Origin of the sequence: Bifidobacterium phasiani (assembly GCF_019331775.1) — a bacterium.
GTDB lineage: Bacteria > Actinomycetota > Actinomycetes > Actinomycetales > Bifidobacteriaceae > Bifidobacterium > Bifidobacterium phasiani.
The window spans coordinates 1-25,061 of record NZ_JAHBBD010000002.1; the positions used below are offsets into that span (position 1 = coordinate 1).

Annotated in this window: 14 protein-coding genes and 1 pseudogene; 5 read left to right on the forward strand and 10 right to left on the reverse strand. The window is 68.0% G+C overall.

The genetic code is table 11. The annotated features are described in order from the left end of the window. A partial coding sequence (locus KIH73_RS01275) for a UDP-galactopyranose mutase (RefSeq protein WP_274608136.1) occupies positions 1-221 on the forward strand: 221 nt, incomplete at its 5' end. A gap of 114 nt (positions 222-335) precedes the next feature. On the opposite strand, the gene KIH73_RS01280 is transcribed toward KIH73_RS01275, so the two are convergent. Beyond that, positions 336-1,478, reverse strand: coding sequence for an inositol-3-phosphate synthase (locus KIH73_RS01280; protein WP_219079749.1), 1,143 nt, complete (start codon positions 1,476-1,478; stop codon positions 336-338). A gap of 327 nt (positions 1,479-1,805) precedes the next feature. Between KIH73_RS01280 and KIH73_RS01285 the strand changes: the two genes are divergently transcribed. Continuing rightward, positions 1,806-4,091 carry a transglycosylase domain-containing protein gene (locus KIH73_RS01285; protein WP_219079751.1) on the forward strand — a complete coding sequence of 762 codons (2,286 nt, stop codon included), beginning with the start codon at positions 1,806-1,808 and terminating at the stop codon, positions 4,089-4,091. 452 nt (positions 4,092-4,543) lie between these two features. Here KIH73_RS01285 and KIH73_RS01290 read toward each other — a convergent pair whose 3' ends face one another. Continuing rightward, positions 4,544-5,764, reverse strand: a complete 1,221-nt coding sequence (locus KIH73_RS01290) for a glycoside hydrolase family 43 protein (RefSeq protein ID WP_236022497.1) — start codon at positions 5,762-5,764, stop codon at positions 4,544-4,546. Between the two features lie 578 nt (positions 5,765-6,342). On the opposite strand from KIH73_RS01290, the gene KIH73_RS01295 reads away from it, so the two are divergent. Then, a complete protein-coding gene (locus KIH73_RS01295; protein WP_219079753.1) occupies positions 6,343-7,386 on the forward strand; it encodes a LacI family DNA-binding transcriptional regulator in 1,044 nt (347 codons plus the stop codon). Between the two features lie 233 nt (positions 7,387-7,619). Here KIH73_RS01295 and KIH73_RS01300 read toward each other — a convergent pair whose 3' ends face one another. From KIH73_RS01300 to KIH73_RS01325, 6 genes are all read right to left on the reverse strand, one after another. Further along, a complete protein-coding gene (locus KIH73_RS01300; protein ID WP_219079755.1) occupies positions 7,620-8,528 on the reverse strand; it encodes a carbohydrate ABC transporter permease in 909 nt (302 codons plus the stop codon). Beyond that, positions 8,525-9,469, reverse strand: a complete 945-nt coding sequence (locus tag KIH73_RS01305) for a carbohydrate ABC transporter permease (protein WP_219079757.1) — start codon at positions 9,467-9,469, stop codon at positions 8,525-8,527. Before KIH73_RS01305 ends, KIH73_RS01300 begins: the two co-directional genes overlap by 4 nt. A gap of 132 nt (positions 9,470-9,601) precedes the next feature. After that, positions 9,602-10,906 (reverse strand): ABC transporter substrate-binding protein, encoded by a 1,305-nt coding sequence (locus tag KIH73_RS01310; RefSeq protein ID WP_219079759.1) that lies wholly within the window; start codon positions 10,904-10,906, stop codon positions 9,602-9,604. Positions 10,907-11,505: 599 nt separating this feature from the next. Next, positions 11,506-12,531, reverse strand: coding sequence for a glycoside hydrolase family 43 protein (locus tag KIH73_RS01315; RefSeq protein ID WP_219079761.1), 1,026 nt, complete (start codon positions 12,529-12,531; stop codon positions 11,506-11,508). Positions 12,532-12,690: 159 nt separating this feature from the next. Beyond that, positions 12,691-13,725: a LacI family DNA-binding transcriptional regulator gene (locus KIH73_RS01320; protein WP_236022513.1), complete on the reverse strand. Its 1,035-nt coding sequence runs from the start codon at positions 13,723-13,725 to the stop codon at positions 12,691-12,693. A gap of 97 nt (positions 13,726-13,822) precedes the next feature. Beyond that, positions 13,823-15,946, reverse strand: a complete 2,124-nt coding sequence (locus KIH73_RS01325) for a family 43 glycosylhydrolase (protein WP_219079765.1) — start codon at positions 15,944-15,946, stop codon at positions 13,823-13,825. A gap of 249 nt (positions 15,947-16,195) precedes the next feature. Here KIH73_RS01325 and KIH73_RS01330 point away from each other — a divergent pair, with 249 nt between their 5' ends. Next, positions 16,196-17,755: a glycoside hydrolase family 43 protein gene (locus KIH73_RS01330; RefSeq protein WP_219079766.1), complete on the forward strand. Its 1,560-nt coding sequence runs from the start codon at positions 16,196-16,198 to the stop codon at positions 17,753-17,755. Positions 17,756-18,802: 1,047 nt separating this feature from the next. Continuing rightward, a pseudogene (locus tag KIH73_RS01335) lies at positions 18,803-20,665 on the forward strand (glycoside hydrolase family 43 protein); the annotation flags it as partial. A gap of 722 nt (positions 20,666-21,387) precedes the next feature. On the opposite strand, the gene KIH73_RS01340 reads toward KIH73_RS01335, so the two are convergent. Both KIH73_RS01340 and KIH73_RS01345 read right to left on the reverse strand, forming a co-directional pair. Further along, the gene (locus KIH73_RS01340) at positions 21,388-21,981 is read right to left on the reverse strand and encodes a hypothetical protein (RefSeq protein ID WP_219079770.1); all 594 of its coding nucleotides are present in this window, start codon (positions 21,979-21,981) and stop codon (positions 21,388-21,390) included. A 381-nt stretch (positions 21,982-22,362) separates the two neighbouring features. Further along, positions 22,363-25,035 (reverse strand): glycoside hydrolase family 2 TIM barrel-domain containing protein, encoded by a 2,673-nt coding sequence (locus tag KIH73_RS01345; RefSeq protein ID WP_219079772.1) that lies wholly within the window; start codon positions 25,033-25,035, stop codon positions 22,363-22,365. Between the last annotated feature and the right edge of the window lie 26 nt (positions 25,036-25,061).

Here is a 25,061-nt window from a genome sequence, read left to right on the forward strand (position 1 = left end):
AGTACAGCCGGTTCGCCGAGCGCGGCGACGAGCCGTACTACCCGATCAACACCGAGGCCGACAAGGAGCTGTACGCGCGCTACGTCGAGCTGGAGAAGGACGTGCCGAACACCGTGTTCGGCGGCCGCCTGGGCACCTACCAGTACTACGACATGCACCAGGTCATCGACACCGCCCTGACCGCCTACGACCAACAGATCCACCCCATGATCACCAAGTGATCCGCGCTGCGGCGCATCGACGGCGACGGCCCGCGCATCCCACGGTCGTGGGGTGCGCGGGCCGTCCGCGTTGCGGGCGCGCCGGCTGGGCGCGCGGTCGGGCGGCGCCGGGCGTCAGGCGCGCCAGACGTCCTTGCCCGCGGCCTTGGCGGCCGCGACGTCGGCGTCCAGCTGCGCCTCGTCGGCCTCGACCTCGCCGGCGATGAAGCGCTCGACGAGCTCGCGGGCCTCGTTGTCCTCGTGCTGCACGGCCGGGGACTTCATGAAGTAGGAGCTCGGCGCGAGCACCGGGCCGGCCAGATGGCGGTCCAGCGCGATCTTCGCGGCGCGCACGGCGTCGATGACGATGCCGGCCGAGTTCGGGGAGTCCCACACCTCGAGCTTGTACTCGAGGTTCAGCGGCACGTCGCCGAACGTGGTGCCCTCCAGGCGCACGAACGCGAACTTGCGGTCGTCCAGCCACGCCACGTAGTCCGACGGGCCGATGTGCACATTGTGCCCGTCCATCTCGTGCGGCACCACGGAGGTGACGGCGCGGGTCTTGGAGATCTTCTTGGACTCCAGACGGGAGCGCTGCAGCATGTTCATGAAGTCCATGTTGCCGCCCACGTTGAGCTGGTAGGTGCGGTCCAGGCGCACGCCGCGGTCCTCGAACAGGCGGGCCATCACGCGGTGGGTGATCGTCGCGCCGACCTGGCTCTTGATGTCGTCGCCGACGATCGGCACGCCCGCGTCGCGGAACTTCTGCGCCCACTCCGGGTCGGAGGCGATGAACACCGGCAGGCAGTTGACGAACGCGCAGCCGGCGTCCATCGCGGCCTGCGCGTAGGCCTTGTCCGCCTCCTCGGAGCCGACCGGCAGGTAGGAGACCAGCACGTCGACCCGCCTCTCCCTAAGCACGGCGGCCACGTCGACCGGTTCGGCGTCGGACTCGTCGATCATCCGGCGGTAGTACTCGCCCAGACCGTCGTAGGTCGGGCCGCGCAGCACCTCGACGCCCAGATTCGGCACGTCGGAGAACTTGATCGTGTTGTTCTGCGAGGCGAAGATGGCCTCGGACAGGTCCGTGCCGACCTTCAGCGCATCGACGTCGAACGCGGCCACGAACTCGATGTCGCGGACGCGGTAGCCGCCGAAGTTGTTGTGCATCAGCCCCGGGATCTTGTCGTCATCCCGAGTGTCCCTGTAATATTCCACACCCTGTACCAGCGACGAGGCGCAGTTGCCCACGCCCGCGATTGCCACGCGAATGCTCATTGTTTACAACCTCTCAATACGTCGACGCTTCGTGTGTCAACGTCCAAGCATACCCACCCCGGCTCGGAAGCCGGGCCATCGGGTCCGCATCCGCCGGACGGCCGGCGGCCCGACGCACCGGGCCACGGACGGGCGGGCCGGTAATGCGACAGACGGCAACGCGGTGTCGAACCGGTTATGCACCGCAGGCGCCGTCTGTCGCAATTCCTCCGACCCGCGGCGCGGCGCCGACGATTTGTAAGGGTTCGGAGGAAATCCCGACGGAAAGTCTTGGTTTTCAGACCTCCGGGCCGTGGATTCTCAGGGGCAGCGATTACCTTGGACAGCATGGTTTCTCAGACACGCACCGTGAATCGCACGCCGGCGGGCCGCCATCGCGGCGGCGGCCTGCACCGTTCGAGCGGCTCGAAGGGCCCGAGGCCGAGGGGGCGCAGGAAGCACCGGATCCTCAAGTGGGTGCTCGGCGTCATCGGCGCGCTCCTCGTCGCCGGCATCGGCGCGTTCGCGTACCTGTACGTCACCACCGACATCCCGGAGCCGGAGTCGGTCGCCATCGCGGAGAACACCACCGTGTACTACGCCGACGGCACCACGCCGATCGGCACGTTCTCCGAGCAGAACCGCGACATCATCGACTGCTCCGTGCTGCCGGACTACGTCGGCCAGGCCGTCGTGGCCTCCGAGGACCGCTCGTTCTACACGAACCGCGGCATCGACTTCATCGGCATCGGCCGCGCGCTGTGGAACAACATCACCACCGGCTCGCGGCAGGGCGGCTCGACGATCACCCAGCAGTACGCGGAACGCTACTATCTCGGCGACACCACGACCTATCTCGGCAAGCTGCGCGAGGCGATCCTCGCCCTCAAGATCACGCAGACGCAGAGCAAGGACGAGATCCTGTGCAACTACATGAACACGATCTACCTGGGCCGCGGCGCCTACGGCATCCAGGCCGCCGCGCAGGCCTACTTCGGCAAGAACGCCGCCGACCTGACGGTGTCCGAGTCGGCGATGCTCGCCGGCATCATCCCCTCGCCGTCCACCTGGGACCCGGCCGTGGACCCCGACCAGGCCGAGGCGAGGTTCGAGCGCGTCATCGGCATCATGGAGAGCGACGGCTACATCACCGCGGATGAGGCCGACCAGGCCGCCATGCCGGCGACGATCGAGTACTCGCAGTCGAACGCCTACCAGGGGCCGAACGGCTACCTGCTGCAGATGGTGCGCGACGAGCTGACCGGCGACGGAGCCTTCACCGCCGAACAGCTGGACACCGGCGGCTACTCGATCATCACCACGATCCAGAAGGACAAGCAGGACCTCATGTACGCGACGGTCAGCCCGTCGCAGAACGGCATGCAGGGCGTCGTGCCCGACGGCATGGAGTTCGGCGCGATCTCGGTGAACGCGCACGACGGCTCGATCATCTCCGTCTACGCCGGCGAGGACTACCTGACCAAGCAGCTCAACCAGGCCACGCAGTCGCAGTACGAGATCGGCTCGACGATGAAGCCGATGGCGCTGCTCGGGGCCATCCAGGAGGGCGTGAGCCTGGACACCGAGTTCAACGGCAACTCGCCGCAGCGCTTCGCCGGCATCGCCGACACGGTGTCGAACTTCGGCAACGCCAGCTACGGCTGGGTGGACCTGTACAGCGCGACCGCGAACTCGCTGAACACCGTGTACATGGCCGTCCAGGAGCAGCTCGGCACCGAGCGCATCGCGGAAATCGCCAAGACCGCCGGCGCCGAAAGCGACGCGCTGGACGGCACCAACCCGTTCACCGTGCTCGGCAACAACGCGCTGACCACGGCCGACGTGGCGCGCATGTACGCGACGATCGCCAACCAGGGCAACCGCCCGACGCTGCACATCGTCTCCAACGTGCAGAGCGCCGAGGGCGAGGACCTCTACCGCGCGCCGACGGACACCGAGCAGGTGTTCGACGCCAACGACACCGCGCTGGTGACCAAGGCGATGACCGGCACCGTCCAGTACGGCACCGCAACCGAGGCGCGGGCCGTCGGGCACAACCTCGCGATGAAGACCGGCACCGCCAACGACTCGTTCGCGGCCAGCACCGTCGGCTTCACGCCGTCGGTGGTCAGCGTGTTCGCAATGTGGTACCCGGACGAGAACGGCAACCCGCAGGAGATCCCCTCGTTCGGCGGCTGGTCCGGCGGCAGCGACTACCCGGTCCACCTGTTCACGCAGTACATGACGCAGGCCCTGGCCGGCACCGAGAACGAGACCTTCCCGACGGCCACCGACGACGGCAAGATCGGCGGCAGCGACGGATCGTGGGGCCGCGGGTCGACCACCACCGAGCTGCTGCAGCAGCAGGAGGCGCAACGCCAGGCCCAGGAGGAGGCGCAGCGCCAGGCCGAGGAGGAGGCGCAGCGCCAGGCCGAGGAGGAGGCCCAGCGGCAACAGGAGGCCGAGCAGCAGTCGCAGGAGCCCACGACCGGCAACGGCGGCGCCGGCGGCGGCTCCACGGACGGCGGCGAGACGGGCGGCTCCGGCTCCACCGGCGGCGACGACTCCTCCGGGTCCGGGGAGTCCGGCGGCGGCACGGGTTCGGACGGCGCGAACGGGGGCGCCTCGCAGTAGGCGCGACCCGGGAGGCCGCCCCTCCGGCCGGTCAGATGCGGCCGGGCACGGCCGGATACCACCGGATGTGACCGAATACGGATGTGACCGAATACGGATGTGACCGAATACGGATGTGACCGAATACGGATGTGACCGAATACGGATGTGACCGAATACGGATGTGACCGAATACGGATGTGACCGAATACGGATGGGCCTCGGCGATGTGCAGTCATCGCCGAGGCCCATCCGTATCGTGCGGGGTTCGACACCTCCACGCGGGTGAGCCCCGCATGCTTCGGGGCTCACCCATATCGTGCGGGGTTCGGGGCACTCCGGTTCCGGCCATTCCAACCGTTCCGGGCCGGTCTCCGGCACGGCCCGCCGCCGGCCCGCCGAGCGGTCAGGACCTGGTTCATGCAGTCCCGTCCCGGTCTGCGACGCGGCCCTCCCGCCGCGGCAGCGCGGCCCTACCGCAGCATCGCGGCGCGCACGCGGTCGTATTCGTCGCGGGTCAGCGCGATGACGCCGCCGTGCTTGGTGTGCGCGGCCAGCGAGAAGCCGGGGTCGCGCAGCGGCTCCCAGCCGGCGTCAAGGTCATGGCTGACCATCGGCCGATAGCCCACATCCGGGATGACGTCCACGAACAGATACCACGCGGCGGACCCGTCGGCGTCGCACTGCGCGTCCGACCGGCCGTCGCCGCGCGATTCGACCGCCGCGCCTTCGGCCGCCGCGCCGCCGGGGCGCACCATGTCGACGGGGCGCACCATGTCGACGGCGTGCGAAGCGAACACGGCGGGGCCTTCGACGCCGCCCGCGTCGCCGCCGGCGTATTCCGCGCCGATCCGCGTCTGCACGACACGCCATTCGGTTCCGGGCTCCCACCAACGCGCGGCGTCGGTGGAGTCCATCCAGATGCCGCGGCCGAAGGAGTTGTCCTTGGTGATGCGGTAGGTGCGCACGCCGCCACCGGGCAAACGCCGCCGGACCATCGTGGTGTCGATGGCGTCGCCGCCCGTGTCGACGAACACGCCGCCGTATTCGTAGGTCTCCTGCGTGAAGTCGCGCGTCAGGCCCCACAGCACCTGCGTGTGGACGTCGGACGATTCGTGAGCGGCGTCGCCGTCGGGGTACACGTTGCTCGACCAGTAGATCACGAAGGCGCCGCGGCCGCCGGGATGACCCTGCGGATAGTAGTCGGGCACCCACAGGCTTTCGCAGGCCCACGCCATGCCCAGTTCGAGACGGCCGCCGCCGGGAAGGCGGGAGACGTCGATCGTGTCGGGGCCGCGCCAGTGGATCAGGTCGTCGGACCGCCAGACGACCAGGTTCGTGCTGCCGTGGCGCGTCCAGTATCTCCAGGCGGCGGCGTCGCGGCCGTGCAGCCCTTCCGGTCCACCGAACACGCGCAGGTCGGTGGCGACGATCGTCCACACGCCGGTTTCGGGGTTGCGGGTGATGTGCGGGTCGCGCACGCCGGTCGTGCCGATCGACGAGGTGAGGATCGGTTCGCCGCCGTTCAGCGGCAGCCACCGGCGCGGGTCGTCGCCGTCGGACAGGTCCATGTAGATGCGTTCGGCGTAGCCGTCCGGGTCCTCGAGGAAGTGGACGAGCAGGTAGCCGTAGGGGTCGTCCCCGTCCGGAGCGGGAGCACGATCGGATGCCGGTTTCCCCGTCGCGCCGGCCATGCGCACGGCGGACGCCCGCGCGTCGGACGACTGCGACGGCGTTGCCGGGTGCCGCGTCGGCGGCGCAGACACCTCGGATGACGCGGACGACGATGAGGATGATGAGGAAGCTGACGGTGACATGGCCTGTGGTACCCCCGGTCCGATTCGGTATGTGCATGCAAGGCGCCGCGCGGGCCGCGCCGCGTCGTCGATTAAGTCTAACGTTGCACCTCGCCGTCGCGCAATCGCGGCGCGCCGATGGACGGCCGGACATGCGGAACGGCCGGCGAGCCGAGGCAGAGGACCGTCCGCCACCGGCGCCGCGACACCACATAAGCCGCATACCCGCGCCGGTTCCGGGCTTCCGCCCGTCGCCGCCCGGCACGGACGCGCGCACCGGGGACGCACGCGCGGGCGACGCGCCGCGACACGGCGGCGCCCCGGCGCGACCCCATGCGCTCCATCGATGTAAACGCGCCAATCTCGCCGTTTTCGCCATGTCCCACAGGACGCGCCCTATACTACTTACTACAATGCAGATGTTTCGGTGCGGCAAGGCGCACGTTTCGTCATCCGACAACACATAGGAGAGATGCATGGCACAGCAACGACACGTCACCATGCACGATGTGGCGCGGCGCGCAGGCGTCTCGGTCAAAACCGTCTCCAACGTCGTGAACGACTACCAGTTCGTCCGCGACTCGACCCGCAACAAGGTGCTCGCGGCGATCGACGAGCTGGGCTATTCCGTGAACATGACGGCGAAGAACCTGCGGCAGGGGCACAGCAACATCATCGGCCTGTCGATCCCCGACCCCCGCATGCCGTATTTCGCGGAGCTGTCCGCGTATGTGATGGAGGAGGCCCGCGCCCGCGGCAAGCACGTCATCTTCAACCCGTCGGGCGGCGACCGACAGGCCGAGCTCGACGTGCTGCACAGCTCGATCAGCTCGCTCACCGACGGCCTGATCTTCAGCCCGCTGCACCTGAACACCACCGACGCCGCGGACATCAAGGTGGACTACCCGCTCGTCATCATCGGCGAGCATCTGCGGCTGGACACCTACGACCGCGTGCTCACCGAGAACACGACCGGCATCTACAACGCCACGACCCGCCTGATCGAACTCGGGTGCCAACGCATCGCGATCATCGGCGTGCACGAATGGGAGACGACCTACGGTTCCTCGCCATACCGTCTGAAGGGCTACCGCAAGGCCCTCGCCGACGCGGGCCTGCCCAACGACCCGGCCTTGGAGATCCCGGCGATCATCTGGTACCAGCCGGACGGCGCCGCGGCCGTGGCCCGCATGCTCGACGACGGCATCCGCCCGGACGGGCTGGTCTGCATGAACGACCTGCTCGCCGTCGGCGCGATGCAGGAGCTGGCGAAACGCGGCATCCGCATCCCGCAGGACGTCAAGGTATTCGGCTTCGACGACTCGACCGACTCGCAGTATCTCTCCCCCTCGCTCAGCTCGGTGAACCCGAACCTCAAGGAGGTGGCGCGGATGTCGGTCAAGCTGCTGTGCGACCGCATCGAGGGCCGCGTCCCCGAGGAGGCGGGGCCGAACGGCTTCGCCGAGGTGGTGGTCCCCTCGAAGCTGATGGAGCGCGAATCCAGCGCGCCGGACCGGTGAACCGCACCGGACCGCCCGGCTTCCACGGCCACCGCGACGGATCCGGCATCCACCGGCGGGCGACGGCGAGCCGAATGGCGTCGGGTTCGATGACGGCGGACAAGGCTTCGGCCCGGCACCAGTGACGGTGCCGGGCCGAAGCCTTGTCGGAGGAGGAGAGGAAGGAAAGAAAGGGATGGGAGAACCTCCGGAGTCGAGCGGGGCCGAAGCCCCGCGCGACGGGGATGGGCTGGTTACTTCATGCCGGTCATCGCGATGCCCTCGACGAACCTCTTCTGCACGAAGAAGAACACGACGAGCAGCGGCAGCGCGGAGATCAGCGCGCCCGCCATCACGACGCCGTACGGGGTGACCGAGGAGCCGTGGCCCGTGAGCATCGCCAGGCCGGCGGTGATCGTGCGGGTCTCGGGGCGCGAGGTCATGATCAACGGCCAGAGCAGGTCGTTCCAGTTGCCCATGAAGTTGAACATGCCGACGGTCAGGATGGCGGGGATCGAGTTCGGCAGGATGATCTGCGCGAAGATGCGGAACTCGCCGGCTCCGTCGATGCGCGCCGCGTTGTCCAGGTCCTTCGGGATCGAGATGAAGAACTGGCGCAGCAGGAAGATGCCGCCGACATCGGCCATGCGCGGGATGATGATGCCGAGGTAGCTGTTGACCAGGCCCATGTTGGCGAGCAGCTTGTACACCGGGATGAGCAGCGCCATCGACGGGATCATCATCGTGGCGATGAGCACGCTGAGCAGGATGCCGCGGCCCTTGAAGTCCACGCGGGACAGGCCGTAGGCGGCCAGCGAGTCGAAGAACACCGAGATGAGCGTGACCGCGCCGGCGAACACGATGGTGTTGAGCAGCTCGCGGCCGATCGGCAGACGGCCGAACAGGTCGATGTAGTTGTCGAGCGTGAACTCGCTGGGGATGACCTTCGGCGGCCAGGTCTGCGTGATCGCGTTCGGTGTGAACGAGACCAGCAAGACGATCAGCAGCGGGAAGAGCATCAGGATGGTGATCAGGATCAGCGCCAGGTAGCTGAAGCCCAGGCCGATGCGGCGGCGGGTCGTCGCACGGCGGCGCAGGCGCTCGTTCTCGGCGTTGATGCGCGCGTTCTCGGCGTCCTGGGCGGACATGGTTGCGGAGCTCATGCGATCTCCTCCCTCTCGTGCTTGGCGTTGGTGTACAGCTGGATCAGGCCGACGATGAGGGTCATGATCAGCAGCACGTACGACAGCGCGGATGCATAGCCGAGCTTGCCGTTGCCGAACGCCTCGGTGTAGATGCGGTACACGATGGTCTCGGTGGCGCGGGCCGGGCCGCCGGAGGTCAGGATGAAGACCTGGTCGAAGACCTGGAACGAGCCGATGAGGCCGAAGATGACGACGTAGTTGAAGGTCGGGCGCAGCGCGGGCAGCGTGATGTAGCGGAACTTCTGCCAGGCGCTCGCGCCGTCGAGGCTCGCGGCCTCGTACAGCTCCTGCGAGATGCCCTGCAGGCCGGCGAGGAAGATCACCATGAAGTAGCCGAAGTTCTTCCACACCGTGATGAACACGATGGTGGCCATGGCGGTCTCGCGGGTGCCGAGCAGGTTGAGGTTCTCGATGCCGAACAGCTGGTTCAGCCAGTACGGCACCAGGCCCAGCGACGGGGAGAGGATGAACTGCCATGCGATGGCGGCGACGGTCAGCGAGATGACGAAGGGCAGGAACATGCAGGTGCGGAAGAATCCGACGAACTTGAGGTCCTTGCGGTTGAGCAGCAGCGCGAACGCGAGCGCGACGATGACGACGATCGGCGCGTAGAGCACGGCGTAGACGACGGTGTTCCTCACGTCGGTCCAGAAGTCCGCGCTCTGGAACAGGTCGATGTAGTTCTGGAATCCGACGAACTTGCCGGAACGGTTGATGCGGTCGGTGGTCAGCGACGTGATGAACGTCTTGACCGCGGGATAGAAGACGAAGATGGCGAGGACGATCAGGGCGGGCGCGGTGAACATCAGGCCGATGCGCAGGTTGCGCCGGGCGATGGCCTTCTTGTTCTCACGCGCGACCGCGGTGTGCTTGCTCGCCTTAGAAGATGCGGTGGTCATGCACTCCTCCGATTAACGACATTGTCTGGATGGACCAGCATGGCAACGGCCGCCGCCTGCGGTGCGCCTGCGGCGGCCGTTGCGAGCTCGGGGATCGCCGGCGCGGGCCGGGTCTCCCATGGGATCGGCGCCTTACTCGGCGTATTCGTCGAGGTAGCCCTGGATCTGAGTCTCGGCCTCGTCGAGCATCGTCTGGATGTCGTCGTTGGTGCGAGCGGTGTTGGAGGTCACGGTGTCCATGCTGGCGATGATGTCACCGAAGCCGCCCTTCAGGCCGGCGACGGCGATGTAGGACTTGTCGGTGTACTGGGCGATCTTCGCGATCAGCGGACGCTCGGAGAGCTCCTCCTCGGTGACGGTGGTGTTGTTCGGCGGGTAGGCGGAGCCGAGCGACCAGGTCACCTGGTTGTCGTGGTTGTTGTAGAACTTGAAGAACTCGTAGATGCCGGGCAGCTTCTCGGAGTCGCCGACCTGCGAGGTGACCCACCAGTACAGGCCGGTGGAGCCGACGTTGGAGCCGGAGGTGCCGTCCGGGTAGACGTAGGTGCCGTCGCCGTCCGGGACGCCGAACAGGTCGTGCGGGATGCCCTTGTCGGTGGCCGCCTGGTCCTCCCACGGGCCGACGATGACCATCGCGGACTGGCCGGACTCGAAGGACTCACGGGCCGCGGTGTCGTCCATGCCGGAGATCGAGTAGCCGCCCTGGTAGAACTCGCGCATCTTCTCGAGGAAGGCCAGGTTCTCCGGGGTGTTGATCGAGACCTTGCCGTCCACGGTGTAGATGCCGGAGCCGTTGCCCTTGAGGAAGGAGCCCCAGCTCATGTCGGACAGCGCGATGCCGTACTGCGAGCCGTCGGACTTGGTCAGCTTCTTGGCGACCTCGAGCAGCTCGTCCCAGGTCTGCGGGATGTCGGCGTCGGTCAGGCCGGCCTCGGCCCACATGTCGGTGTTGTACCACACGGCGGTCGGGGCGTAGCCCATCGGGACCGCGCAGATCTCCTCGGAGCCGTCGATGTCGAAGGTGACCTGGTCGACCACGTTCTCGATGTAGTTCTCGGTCTCGTTCGAGGCGTCGTCGTAGAAGTCGGTGACGCACTGGAAGGTGCCGTCGATCGACCAGCCCTGGCCGTTGTCGGCGCCGGTGGTCACGAAGTCCGGGCCGTCGCCCGAGGTGACCTTGGTCACCATCGTCTCGCCGATGGTCGACCACGGCTGCAGCTGAGCGTCGATGTAGTACTCGTCCTGCGAGTCGTTGAAGTCGTCGACGATGGCCTCGAGGGTCTTGCCGTCGGCCTCGGAGAAGCCGTGCCACATCGTGATCTTGATCTTGCCGTCCTCGGTCTTCTCGACACCGCCGTCGGAACCGCAGGCCGCCAGGCCGAGCGTCGCCACCATGGACAGCGCCACACCCGCCACGAGCGTTTTCTTCAGTTTCATGGATTTCTCCTTTTCTCCTGGTGCGATACCAGAACTGGTTGTACGCCGCATCCGAGCGATGGGACCGAGAGTCCTTCCTCCGGCTTCCGCTTCCGGCAAGGCGTCTGGCGTCTTCCAACACCGTCGTCTTCGACTGCGTATGCCCTCAGCACTCATTTGCAACGTTGTAAATATAGTTATAACAGTTTTTCCATCGTTGTACAACTGCGATGGGGCCCGGCGTGTTGCGCGGTATGACGGGCGTTGCGCGCCATCCGCATCCGGCTCTGGCCCCGGTCCCATCGGCCATCGGGCATCGGCCCCGGACCGTCGGACGCCCGACCGCATCCGGCACATCCGTTACAGCCTATTACGCGAATGTGCCGGATGTGGGCTTGCCCATGGCACATCCGTCGCAGACGGTGCCACGGATGTGCGTTTCGCGGGCGCACAGGCGCATGGCCGACCGGCGGCGGACCGATGCGCGACAGTCATGCGCCGGCGGCCCAGCGTCACGACCCGGTCGCCACGACCCGGTTGTCACGGTTCAGTTATCATGCAGCGGCGCCCGAGGCATCGGGTTCGGCGGCCGGCGGACGGCCGCCGAACGGGCCGTCCGCCTAGGCGTTCCGCGGCGCGGCCGGGGTGCCGGCCAGCGGACCGCCGTCCGCGGGCAGCACATCCGTCGTCGTCGGGGTCCACAGGTCGTCCGGCAGCGGGACGCCGAAGTCGGGGCCGTCGTCGGTCCACGTCACGACGCCCACGCGGGCGTGGCGGTTCGGGTCGAACAGCGGATCGCCCTTGATGTCGGTGTAGTTGCGGCAGTGGTAGATCATCAGATCCTGCGTGCCGTCCTCGCTCACGGTGAACGAGTTGTGGCCGGGACCGTACTGGCCGTTCTCGGCGCAGGTCTTGAACACCGGAACCGGGCTCTTGGTCCACGAGGCCGGATCGAGCAGGTCGGCGCCGCGATCGGCGGTCAGCAGGCCCACCGCGTACGGCACGCCGGTGCCGGACGCCGAGTAGGTGACGTAGATCTTGTCGCCATGCCGCAGCACGGCCGGGCCCTCGTTCACCAGGAAGTCGACGCACTCCCAGTCGTATTCCGGCCTGGTGAGCATCACCGGCTCGGTGTCCAGGGTCCACGGGTTCGCCATCCGGGCGATGTACAGGTTCGAGTTGCCCTCGATCGCCGGGTCCTTCTGCGCCCAGATCAGGTACTGCACGCCATCGAGCACGACGGATGTGGCGTCGAGCGAGAACGAGTCGATCGGCGTGACGATGCGGCCCTTCTCGACCCAGTGGTCGCTGGTGGGGTCGTCGTCGGTGTTCTCGAGCACGTACATGCGGTGCGTCGGCAGGCCGGAGGGCTCGAACTCGCGCTCGGCCGCGGCGAAGTAGATGTACCATGCGCCGTTCACGCGGTGCAGTTCGGGGGCCCAGATGTACTTGCTCATCGGGCCGCTGTCGTGCTTGCGCCAGATCACATGCTCGGGGGCGGACTGCAGGTCGTCGATCGCCTTGGCGCGGCGAATGGCGATGCAGTCGTACTCGGGGTCGGAGGCGGTGAAGTAGTAGTCGTCACCGGACTTGAGCACCCAGGGATCCGCACGCTGAAGCACGATCGGATTGTGGTAAACAGCCATTGTTTCAACCTCGTCATCCATCGGTTCCGTGTTTACAACGTTGAATATAGCAAATTTACATCGTTGAAACAACTCGTCAGAGTGTCGTGGGCGGGCTTGCCTGCGTCACGGGTCCCGCGCCGGCCGCAACCGCGCGGCCCGCCCGCGGGCACAGGAACGCTACCGCGTGCGCCGCGCGCCCTGCGGCGCGCGCGTGGAGCCGCGCACCACCAGCGTCGAGGCCACCTTGCGGAACACCGACGTGCCCTCGGGCGCGCCGAACGGCGAGACCCCGTCGATCCGGTCCTTGAGGACCTTGACCGACAGCCGCGCCACGGCCTCCAGCCCCGGCGCGATCGTCGTCAGCGCGGGCGTCAGGTACTGCGCGTCGTCGGAGTTGTCGAAGCCGATCACGGAGATGTCGTCCGGGATCCGGTACCCGTGCATCTGGATCGCATGCATGACGCCGGAGGCGAGCATGTCGTTCAGCGCCACGACGCCGTCGGGCACCACGCCCGCGTCCAGCAGCGACGACATCGCACGCACGCCGTCGTCGCGGTGCCACATGCCGGAGAGCACCACCAGGCGCGGGTCGAACGCCACCCCGGACTCGGCCAGCGCCTCGCGGTACCCCTGGAAGCGCAGCGCCGCCGAGCCGACCTGCTCCCCCGGGTGCGTGCCGACCACCGCGATCCGCCGGCAGCCGATCTGCAGCAGGTACTTCGTGGCGCGCTTGGCGCCCTCGACGTTCTCGGTGGCAACGTGGTCGACCCGGTCGGTGAAGATGCGCTCGCCGATCAGCACCAGCGGATAGTCGACCTCGAGCTCGGCGACGTCGTCCTGCCCGAGCTCGAGCGGGCTGAAGATCAGCCCGTCGAGCATCGTCTGCTGGCTGCCGTGCAGCGCGTCGAGCTCGCCCTCGCGCGAGTACAGCGTCGGCTCCACGATCACGCGCAGGCCGAGCCTCTTCGCCTCGCCGATCACCAGCGAGGACAGCTGCGCGAAGTACGGCATCGTCAGGTCCGGCACGGCCAGGCCGATGATGCCGGTATGCCCGGTGCGCAGGTTGCGCGCGGTGACGTTCACCGTGTAGCCGAGCTCGTCGATGGCCGCGAGCACCTTGCTGCGCGTGCGCTCCGAGACGAACCGGTAGTCGTTCACCACGTTCGACACGGTTTTGATCGACACGCCCGCCGCCTCGGCGACGTCGCGCATCGTCACGCCGTGCTCGGAATCCCTGCCCCTCACGCGCCCTCCCATTGCACCTCCGATTCCAGGTCGCGGGGCGTGGCGCACCACGCCCCGACGCGAGTCACGCCACCGTGATTTCCATCGTTATATCAGCATACGCCGGGTCGAGCTCCTCGCGCGTCTCGATATCCAGCACCGGCATGCCCTCCGCCGACCAGTGCACGCGGCGGACCTGCGCGTCGCGCCCGCCGTAGCGGCCGCCCTCGTACTCGGCGTTGTGGAACACGTAGATCAGGTTGCCGTCCTCGTCGTGCGACCACATGCCGTGGCCGGTGCCCAGCTGCCACTCGCCGTTGTACAGCCCGGACTTCTGCAGCGGGTAGTCGAGCTTGGTCCACGCCTCCGGGTCGGTGAGGTCGGCACCCCGGTCGGCCGGGGCCGTGACCAGGCCGGTGGTGTAGTCGATGCCCACCGACGAGCCCGAGTAGATCAGGAAGATGCGCCCGTCGTGCACGACGGCGTTCGGCCCTTCGGCGATGAGGTTGTCCCACGCGAACTCGGGCACGACGATCTGGCGCGGCCGGCTGGTCAGCCGGGCCGGGCGCTGCGGGTCGAAGGAGGCGATCCACACGCTGCCCACCTGCTGCCAGGCGTAGTACCAGCGGCCGGAGTCGCCGATCACGGTCATGTCCAGCGAGATGCGCTGCACCGGGTTGAGGATCTCGCCCTCCGGCCCCAGGATCGGCTCCGGCACGGTCCAGTTCGCCGGGTCGCGCGGGTCGAGGTCGCGGCCGTCCCCGTCCTGCTTGAGCTGCATGATGTGGCAGCGGCCGGTCCACATGTCCGGCTTGCCGGCGCGCTCGTTGGCCGTGCCATCCGGGTTCGTCGGCCCGCCGTCGAAGCACGGCATGAACAGGATCGACAGCCGGCCCGCGATGACGTGCAGCTCGGGCGCCCAGAAGCAGCCGGTCATCTCGCGCCCCTCGGCGTTGCGGTCGCCGCGCCGCAGCAGGTCGATCTCGCGCTCGCGGCCGCCCGCCGCGTCGGACAGCCCCTCGATGGTGTCCGCGACGCGCAGCGGCATGTGCGTGCGCCCGCCGCGCGGATCCACGCAGTTGCCGTCGGCGTCCTCGGTGGCGATGAACAGGAACATCGGCTCGCCGTTGAACGTCCAGGCGAACACCGACGGGTCGGCGCGCTCCACCGCGAACGGCACCGGGTAGACCTGCTGGCGGACGCGGCCGCGGACGGTGCGCTCCTGCCCCGGCGCCAGACGGCCGGATTCGGCGTCCTGCGCGAGGCGCTCCAGCTCCTCGGCGTCCCAGTCGACGGCGCGGGTGGCGGTCGAGCCGTCGGAATACGTCAGGTAGGCGCGGGTGTCGGCGAGCCAGCGGACGGCCTCGCGGGCCTGCTCGCCGCGCAGCGAGGACAGCAGGCTGCAGGCGGGGGCCGACGCGCCGGTGTTGTAGATGCGGCCGAAACGCTCGATGAGGCGCGCGGCCTCCACCTCGCTGACGGTGATGACGTTGCCGGGCACCGCATCGGGGATGCCGGGGTAGGCCGCCGCGCCGTCGGCCTGCGGGTCCGGCAGGTCCCGGGCGGCGTCGCGGTCGGCGCCGGTCACGGCGACCGTGCGGCCGACCGTGTTGAGGATGTCGTCGACCAGCGCCATCAGCGCGCGGCCCTCGTCGTCGCGCCAGCGGATCACATAGCGGTCGGTGCGCTCGTCGTAGCGGACCGCGGGGCGGTTCACGCCGGCGACCGTGTCGAGGCGCACCAGGCCGAGCTGGTCGTAGGAGGTCAGGTCGCGGCTCACCGCGAGCAGGAAGGCCGAGGACTCGGAGCCGTCGGACCCGCCGCCGCGCGCGGTGCGGGTCGCCGCCACCGCGAAGCGCCCGTCGCGCAGACGAAACAGGTACGGGTCCTTCAGGCTTTTGAGCACGATGTCGACGTCCGGCATCACCGCGTCGCAGCCGACGGCGGGGCTGGGGCGGCGCGGCGCGTCGTAGTGGTCGGGGCCGAGACGGCGCGCGGCCGTGCAGGCGCGCCGGGCCGACGCCGGGACCGAGGCGGCCGGCACGCCGGCGGCGAACAGGATGCCGTAGTTCTCGTTCAGCGGCGTCCAGGCACCGTCGATGTGCGAACGCAGCGCCAGATGCATGCTGTAGGCGATGTCCTCGTTGTTCGCCTCCTCGCGCTTCGTGGGCTTGCGCGTGTAGCACAGCAGGGAGTAGGTGCCGGACATGATGACGCCCCTTTCGTTGCCAACTTGTTTTACATCGTTGTACACTATACAGTATTACATCGTTGTAGAAATGATGCAAGCCAGCCTGTCACGCGCCGCAGGACCATCGGCGCCGCGACGGCGCGGCACCGCGACCCGCGCGCCAATCCGCGGCGCCGCAACGCCGCAAGACCCGCCGCGGCACCGCCCGCCGCCGCAGGCACCCGACCACCAGGGCCGCACGGCTGCGGCCCGGAAAGCGAGAGAACCATGACCACGCCATCCATCCTCCGCCGGGCGGCGGCCGGCATCGCCGCGGCCGCCCTGCTGTTCGGCGCACTCGCCGGATGCTCCGGCGGCGGCACGCAGGGGGCCGACGACGGCGCCGACACCGCCGAAATCAGCCGCGTCTCGTCGCACGACCCGTCCATCGTCAAGGACGGCGACACCTACTACATCTTCGGATCGCACCGCGCCTGGGCGAAAAGCACCGACCTGGTCAACTGGGAGACGTTCGAGAACAACCTGAGCACCGACTACGAGACCATCCTCGGCGACATCTGGGAGGAATGGTCCAAGCAGTCCACCAACCCCGACGTCGAGGGCAACATGTGGGCGCCCGACGTGGTCTGGAACGACACGATGGGCAAGTGGTGCATGTACCTCTCGGTCAACGGCGACAACTACCGGTCCGTCATCGTGCTGCTCACCGCCGACGACATCGAGGGCGACTGGACCTACGTCGGGCCGGTGGTCTACTCCGGCTTCGAGAAGGTGAACGTCTCGCGCACCGACGTCGAGCGGGTGCTCGGCGAGGACGCCGACCTGACCCGCTACCAGTCGCAGCGCGACACCGGCATCAACGCCATCGACCCCTGCGTGAAGACCGACGAGAACGGCGACATGTGGATGACCTTCGGCTCGTGGTTCGGCGGCATGTGGATGCTCCGGCTCGACCCGGCCACCGGCCTGCGCGACTACTCCGTCACCTACGAGACCGTCGCCGACCAGTCCGACGCCTACTACGGCGTCAAGCTCGCCGGCGGCTACGGCAACTCCGGCGAGGGCTCCTACCTGCTCCACACCAACGGGTACTGGTACCTGTTCGCCTCGTACGGCAACCTCCAGCAGACCGGAGGCTACCAGGTGCGCATGTTCCGCTCCGAGAACATCACCGGCCCGTACGTCGACCAGGCGGGCAACACCGCCATCTCCTACCGCGCGATCGGCAACAACTGGCAGAGCGAGAACGGCATCCGCCTGATGAGCTCGATCCAGTGGAGCGGCAACGACAACGGCGACATCGAGGTGGCGCAGGGGCACAACTCCGCGCTGGTCGACGACGACGGCACCGCGTACATCGTGTACCACACCCGCTTCTCCGACCGCGGCGAGGAGCACGAGGTGCGCGTGCGCGAGCTCATGCCCACCGCCGACGGCTGGCTCGTCGCGGCGCCCTACGAGTACACCGGCACCAAGGCCGAGACCGCCGGGTACGACGCCGCCGAGCTCGCCGGCGACTACGAGCTGGTGGTCCACGAGCAGAGCACGTCGTTCAAGGGGCCGAAGAAGGTCACCGACACCGACAGCACCGACTACCGCGGCGTGAACAAGCCGGTGGACATCACGCTGAACGAGGACGGCACCGTCTCGGGCGACCGGACCGGCACCTGGGAGGCGGCCGAGGGGTCCAATCAGATGACCATCACCCTCGACGGCGTGGACTACACCGGCGACTTCATCCGGATGCCGCGCGAGGTGGACGGCAAGGAGGTCATGGCCTTCAGCGCGCTGGGCGACAACCTGTGCATCTGGGGCTCGCAGGTCTGAGGGCGGGCCCGGAGCGGCCGGGAGGCGTTGGTACAACGTTGTTGCGGTTCACAGGATCAAGCCCGGCGATCCTGTGAACCGGCGCCCCGACGAAAGCGAACAATGTTCGTTGGCGTTCCGCCGATTCGAGCGGTAGCTTTTGCGCGAATGTGTTCGCTCCGGTTCACAGGATGCCCGGGCGCGAAACTCTGAACCAGCCTCCCCGGCTCCGGCGGCTCCGGCGGGCCCCGACGGGCTCCGGCGGCCGTCCAGCGGCGTCGCCATATGCACAATGTGCTCGTCGCCCGGTTTCGCCCGGTTCCGGCGGCCGCCTACGATGGGCACATTGTGCCGATGTCCCCATCCGGGACTGAGGCCCGGGCGGAGGACGGGACGAAGACGCCGGACATGGGCATCGGATGAGATCGGGAGGGATCGGCGATGGCCGCCGCCGACCCGGCGGAATCACCAGCCACCGCCGGGACCGTCAGCCGCCATCGGAGTCGCCGTCCCCCATTGTCGGCCACCGGAACCGGCACCCGAAACGAACCGGCATCCACCACCGACTCCGCCAACCACCGAAACCACCAACCACCACCGAAACCACCAACCATCTCAGGAATCAACCAAGCCGCCGACCGCCACCCCACAGGCGATTCCGTCAACCACCGTCAACCACCGACGTCAACCACCGCCAACCGCCACCGGCCCCATACCGGCGCATCGGGGCACACCCCAGCACCATTCGCGAGGACGGCCCGCCGACCGCCACCGGTCGCCACCGGAGTCAGCGAAGCCACGCCAGCGCATCCCGATGCATTCCCACAGGAGATTCCACCGACAGCCATCGACCACCACCAAACCACCGACGACCATGGCATCGGCTCCGAAAGCGCCCCGATGCCCCACCCACTAAACCCAGAAAGCACTTTTTAGCCACCAATTCCCCACCAGACACACCACAGCACCCACTCACCCACCAACATCGCACATCAGTTCCCCACCAACCGGCTCACGGGATCCCTCCCGAACGCCGGCGTCCGACATTGATCCCCACCGGGTGCCCAGACGGCCCCGCCATCAACCACACCGTCCCATCCATTCCCACAACCTTCCACAGCAAGGAGCAGTCCCTTGGACGATCTGTTCGCAGAATACCCGCTGGCACACGGCCGCGTCGCCATCCACGACCCCGCCATCGTCGAGGACCACGGCACGTACTACATCTTCGGCACCCACCGCCGCAACGCCCGCAGCACCGACCTGGTGCACTGGGAGCGCTTCGAGAACAACCTCAGCCGCGACCCAGAGTCCGTGCTCGGCGACATCTGGCGGGCGTGGCCCAGCCAGCCGGAGAACCCCGACCTGCGCGGCAACACCTGGGCGCCCGACGTGATCCGGAACGACACGATGGGCAAGTGGTGCATGTACCTCTCCGTCAACGGGCACGAGTTCCGCTCGGTCATCGTGCTGCTGACCGCGGACCGGCTCGACGGCGACTGGACCTACGTCGGCCCGGTGGTCTACTCCGGCTTCGACGCCTCGAACGTCGACCGGACCGACGTGCCGCGGGTGCTCGGCGACGAGGCCGCCCACGGCGACCTGACACGCTACCTTTCGCTCAAGGACACGCGCATCAACGCCATCGACGCCGCGCCGATCCTGTGCGAGCACGGCGAGATGTGGATGGGATTCGGCTCCTGGTTCGGCGGCATCTGGATGCTCAAGCTCGACCCGGCCACCGGCCTGCGCGACTACACGGTCCGATACCCGCTCGTCAAGGACGCCGCCGACCCGTACTACGGCGTCAAGGTCGCCGGCGGCTACTGGAACTCCGGCGAGGGGTCGTACTTCGTGCGCCGGAACGGATGGTGGTACCTGTTCCTGTCGTACGGATGGCTCGGCACGACCGGCGGCTACCAGATCCGGATGTTCCGTTCGCGGCACCTGCTCGGACCGTACGTCGACCAGAACGGCAATCCGGCGATCTCCGCCGGCGAGATCCCCGACAACCTCACCAAGGACACCGGCGTGCGGCTGACGTCGTCGGTAATGTGGAGCGGAGGCCCAGCCGCGATCGGCGACGTCGAGGTGTCGCAGGGGCACAATTCGGTGCTGCGCCGCGGCTCCGACGGACGGCTGTTCCTGACGTACCACACGCGCTTCCCCAAGCGCGACGGCGAGGACTACGAGACGCACATCCGCGAGCTGCTGCCCACCGAGGACGGATGGCTGGTGGCCGCCCCGTACGAGTATCTGGGCGCCCCGGCGGTCCCGCCGGCGGCGACGGACGGCTTGGCGACGGACGACCCTACGGTCAGGACGACATCGGGCGGGACGGCGAAGAACGGCACGCCTGCGGACGACGTGACCGCGGACGACTCAGCAACAGACGGAGCGTCCACGGACAGCGTGGCCGCGACGGCGGGCGAAACGACCGCGGACGGCATGGGCACGGACGGGCCGGCGAAGGGTACGACGGCGTACGGATCCGATCCGTCGACGGCGGCGAACGACCCGTTCCCGCCGTATCTTGCCGGCGATTACGAACTGGTCCGCCACGACCCGCATACCTTCTATAACGGCGAGCGCGACGCCGAAGGCAATCCCGTCGGCGTCAACCGACCGGAGACGATCACGCTGCATGCGGACGGCAGGGTGACCAGCGGCGGCGTGGTCGCATTCTTCGACACACCGGACGCGAATCTGCCGCGCTCGACCGACGGCCCCGCGCTGCGCGGCACGTGGAGGATGCTCGGTGGTTGCGGCGCGACGGGCGTGCGGTGCTGCAGCGGCGATATGGCGATCACACTGGACGGCGTGACGTACGTCGGTGTCTTCGCCGAGCTGCCGCGGGAAATCGACCGCAGGCCGACCGTGACCTTCTCGGCGATCGGCGGCAACCGGACCATCTGGGGCTCGCGGCTGTAGATCCGGCCGGTCTCATCCGGATTCCGGGCGGATTCGGATGAGACCGTCTGGAATCCTGCAGACCATCCGAAACCGACTGCGATGCGGTTCGCATCCGACTGCAGGCCGCCCGAAACCTACTGAGACGCGGCCCGCAATCCGGCGATGGACCGCCCGGACCCGAAGCGATATCGGAAGCCGTCCGAATCATCCGGGGCCCGGCTGCGATCCGCAGGCGGGCTCGACCGAATCGCCCTTCGACCCGCCCGCGACGCATCGATGAGGATGCCCGCTTCTCGTCACGGACATCCTCATCGTTGTGTTTTAAGGCAGTGCCGACACCGTCTCCGCCGTCGGCACCGTACCCGCCGTCAGTGCCACACCGTCATCGGCCATGTGACCCGGCAATCACGCCTGCGATGCACTTCCGCGAACGGTTCCGAAAGCGAATCCAGCCGCCACGCAATCGTCTGTCAGTCGGCAGGGTCCGGTCGAACAGCAGTCAAGCCGTACTTCATTCATTCCGCCCAATGTGTAATCGCCTGCCTATCGGCATGCGATTACACATCAGAACGAATCGCCCCATCCGCATCGCATGCGCCCGATCCACCCAAGACCGCCCAGCGCGGCACGACTGCCCTGGGCGGTTGCGCCACACACGCCTCGTCCTCGCCTCGGCCACCGATCGTCGCTGCCCACCCCGCCTGCGTCCGCCGAGACGAGACGAGACGCGGCGATGGCGGTCATCGGCTCCGGTCGGCCTCGCCTTCGGGGAAGATGATCTTGTAGATCGGGAAGTAGATGACCATCTGCACGCCGCCGTTGACCACGGTGATCAGGATGTTGTACACCGCCGGCGGCACCAGGCTCCGCAGCAGCGGCACGTACAGCCCCATCAGGAAGCTGCACACCACGGTGATCAGCACGAAGGCGATGACGTACCACAGGATCTGGTACCACACGTTGCCATGCGACTTGAACGTAATGTTGCGCTGCATCGGGAAGTTCACGCACTGCGCGATGAACAGCGTGACCGCGAACGCGGCGAAGTACCCCATGCCGCCGGTCTCGTCGCCGGTGACCGGATAGTCGAAGACGTAGGTGTCGACCGGGCCAAGGCTGATGTGGCCGATCTGCGCGGGGATCGAACACCAGTCGGTGAACCGGTAGAACAGTCCCGGCAGGAAGGTCAGCAGCACGTACTGCAGCACCGTGACGAACATCGAAAACGCGTAGAACATCACGAACTGTGCGATCAGCTTGTGGCGGATGGAAAACCGTCCCCACCATGCGGCGAGCGCGGAGGTCTTGGAGGGAGCGGAGTCGGTGTCGGTCATGATGGCTCCTTACTGGTTGCTTGGCATCTGAGCGTCCGCCTTGCGGCTGAATGTCAGACGATTCGTGCCGCCCGGGCGTGGTACGGCGAGCAGGCGACCTTCGACACATTCGTCCCGGACGACGCGGTGCCGCCCGGGCGTGGCACGGCGAGCAGAGGGTATGCCCCCGCAAACGTGCCGCCGGATTCACGTGGAACGCGAGCTATAGGGACGCGGTGCGGTATGCCCCGCAAGCGTGCCGCCGGATTCACGCCGCCCGGACGCGGCACGGCGGCCACAAGCGATGCGATTGCGGCTGAATGTCGTATGATTCGCGCCGCCCGGGTTTCGGGAGCGGGCGGCGCAAACCATGGAAAACCGCCGATTGCGATGCCGGCAGCCTCAGCGCACGGGAATGGAGACCGTGGCGGTATGGGTGCCGTCGGTGGCGGTCAGTGTGACGGTCGCGCCTGAGGCGTCGGAGACGGCAGAGACGTCAAAGGCGTCGGAGACACCGGGGACGCCGCCGGCGCCGCGCGCGGCCTCGACGACCGCGAGCGCCTCGCCGTAGTACGTATCCGTCTCGTCGTCGACGAACGAATCGAGGTCATACGGCGCCGCGCACCCCAGACCGAGCAGACGGCCGCCGTCGACGTCCACCGTGATCGTCCCGCGCTCCAGCGGCTTGGTGGTGCCGTTGCGATCCGTGTACCGCAGACGGACGACGCACAGGCGCCCGGGAGAGACGACGGCGTCCGCCGGATCGACGGCGTCTCCGCCGGACATGCCGGCGAATGCGGCGGAGGTGAGACGGCCGTTCGCCGATTCGACTTCGGCGGCCAGCACCGTGTCGTCGCCGGCGCTCGTCAGCCGATGGCGCCCGATCTCATGCCCGGATTCGTCATAGGACACCGCCTCGATCGTGCCGGGCTCCCATGTGCAGGCGAACCGGGCGATGCAGTCGTCGCGCATCGTCTTGCGGCCGACCTCGCGGCCGTTGAGCAGCAGGGCGACCGACGCCGCGCGCGCGTAGACCTCCACGTCGGCCCGGCGCCCTTCGCAGCCGTTCCAGCTCCAGGACGCGATGGCGTTCGACATCTTCCAGGCGGAGGGCGAATGCTTGTCGCCGGTGTGGTTCACCGGGCAGACGGCGATGTACGGCCCCGGCGCGGCCTCGAGCGCCACGCGCGTGTACAGCGCCTCGCCGAGCGGCCGGCCGGTCAGGTCGAGACGGCCCGAACCCGCGGTCAGCCAGCCGAAGCCGCTGAATTGCGGGGCGTAGTCGGCATACTCCCATGCTCCGACGCCGACCTCGCCGAGATAGTCCATGCCGGCCCAGACGAAGTCGCCGATCAGCCGCGGCTCCCGCTTGGCCAGTTCGCGGAACCGGTAGGCGTCCGAGCAGAAGGTCTCGCTGCCCAGGATCAGACGGTCGGGATACCGCTTCAGGTCGTGGCGATACCGCTTGATGCCGTAGTTGTACCCGGCCACGTCCATCGCGGCGAAGGCGTCGCGCGTCTTCCAGTCGCAGAACGGCAGCGTCGCCCCGGTCTTCATGAAGTCGGCGCCGAGCATGCCGGCCATGTCGTTGAAGAACTGGCTGCCCACGGCCTTGCCCTTCTTCTGCTCCTCGCCGGCGGCGCGACGCCGCTCGGCCTCCGCGGCCTCCTTGGCCGCCTTGTCGTCCGAGTACACGCCCATGCCGATCGAGCTGAGGAAGTTGAAGAAGATGTTGATGCCGCAGGTCACCGGTCGGGTCGCGTCCAGTCCGTGCAGGTATTCGGTGAGCCGTCGGGTCAGCGCCACGCCCTTGGGCTGCGCCGTCTCGCTGACCTCGTTGCCGGTGGAGTACATGACCACGCTCGGATGGGTGCGGTCCTTGCGCACCATGTCGGCCAGATCCCTGCGCCACCATGCGTCGAAGTACTCGACGTAGTCGTGCTGGGTCTTGTGGATGTACCAGTGGTCGATGTATTCGTCCATGATCAGCACGCCGAGCCGGTCGCATGCGTCGAGCAGCGCGCGGGAGCAGGGGTTGTGCGCCGAGCGGACCGCGTTGTAGCCGCATTCCTTGAGCAGTCGGATCTTGCGCTCCTCGGCGTCGACGTAGGCGCAGGCGCCCAGCACGCCGTTGTCGTGGTGGATGCACGCGCCCTGGATGATGACGCGCCGGCCGTTGACCAGCAGGCCGTCATGCCCCCAGGACAGCGTGCGCACGCCGAATGTTGCCGTGGACTCGTCGCGCGAGCCGTCCCGGCCGGCGAAGCGCGCGACGCAGCGGTAGAGGTTCGGATGCTCGCAGTCCCACGGACGCACCCCGGCGAGGTCGATGCGCGTCACGGCGACGGCCGAGGCCCCGGCGTCGCTTGCCGCTTGCAACGCCCCGGCCGGCACGACGCCCGGCTCGCCGCCCCGCCCGACATCGAGGATGTCGCGGGTCGCCGCGTCGGCCGAGGCCACGACCGTCCCCTCGTCGTCGACGACGTCGATCGACACAGTTCCGGAGGCGCTCGTCTCGACGCTCACCTCGATCACGGCGTCGGCGAGCGCCGCGGAGGCGTCCGCTCGGTCCAGGGACACGGTGCTCACCGTGATGCCGTCGGGCACGATATGCCCCGCATCGCCCACCCACAGGGTGACGGGACGGTAGATGCCGGCGCCGGAATACCAGCGGGAGTTCGGCTGGTCGGCGTTGCGCGCGATGACGCGGATCTCGTGGTCGCCGCCGTCGGCGCGCGGAGCGGCGCAGGCCTCGGTGACGTCGACGCGGAAGTTCGTGTAGCCGTAGGGACGGAAGGCGAGTCTGCCGCCGTCCACCCACACCTCCGCGTTGTGGTACACGCCCTCGAATTCAAGGACGAGACGTTTCCCGGCCATGGAATCATCCGGCGTGAACGGGCGAACGTACTCGTAGTCGCGCCCCTCGAACCAGCCGGCGTTGATGCCGCTGGCGGCGCTTTCGCTCCGGGGCTCGCCGATCATCGCGTCGTGCGGCAGACGCACGGGCGTGAACGGCTCGTCCGTGGCGTCAAGATGACGGTATGACCATCCGTCGTTGAAGTCGATGGCCTGCATGTGAACTCCTTTGCTTCCTTTCCTGG

Coding starts and splice junctions, on each gene's coding strand:
- KIH73_RS01280 (WP_219079749.1), bottom strand. CDS start 1,478: ATGAGCATTCGCGTGGCAATCGCGGGCGTGGGCAACTGCGCCTCGTCG.
- KIH73_RS01285 (WP_219079751.1), top strand. CDS start 1,806: ATGGTTTCTCAGACACGCACCGTGAATCGCACGCCGGCGGGCCGCCAT.
- KIH73_RS01290 (WP_236022497.1), bottom strand. CDS start 5,764: ATGGCCGGCGCGACGGGGAAACCGGCATCCGATCGTGCTCCCGCTCCG.
- KIH73_RS01295 (WP_219079753.1), top strand. CDS start 6,343: ATGGCACAGCAACGACACGTCACCATGCACGATGTGGCGCGGCGCGCA.
- KIH73_RS01300 (WP_219079755.1), bottom strand. CDS start 8,528: ATGAGCTCCGCAACCATGTCCGCCCAGGACGCCGAGAACGCGCGCATC.
- KIH73_RS01305 (WP_219079757.1), bottom strand. CDS start 9,469: ATGACCACCGCATCTTCTAAGGCGAGCAAGCACACCGCGGTCGCGCGT.
- KIH73_RS01310 (WP_219079759.1), bottom strand. CDS start 10,906: ATGAAACTGAAGAAAACGCTCGTGGCGGGTGTGGCGCTGTCCATGGTG.
- KIH73_RS01315 (WP_219079761.1), bottom strand. CDS start 12,531: ATGGCTGTTTACCACAATCCGATCGTGCTTCAGCGTGCGGATCCCTGG.
- KIH73_RS01320 (WP_236022513.1), bottom strand. CDS start 13,725: ATGCGCGACGTCGCCGAGGCGGCGGGCGTGTCGATCAAAACCGTGTCG.
- KIH73_RS01325 (WP_219079765.1), bottom strand. CDS start 15,946: ATGTCCGGCACCTACTCCCTGCTGTGCTACACGCGCAAGCCCACGAAG.
- KIH73_RS01330 (WP_219079766.1), top strand. CDS start 16,196: ATGACCACGCCATCCATCCTCCGCCGGGCGGCGGCCGGCATCGCCGCG.
- KIH73_RS01340 (WP_219079770.1), bottom strand. CDS start 21,981: ATGACCGACACCGACTCCGCTCCCTCCAAGACCTCCGCGCTCGCCGCA.
- KIH73_RS01345 (WP_219079772.1), bottom strand. CDS start 25,035: ATGCAGGCCATCGACTTCAACGACGGATGGTCATACCGTCATCTTGAC.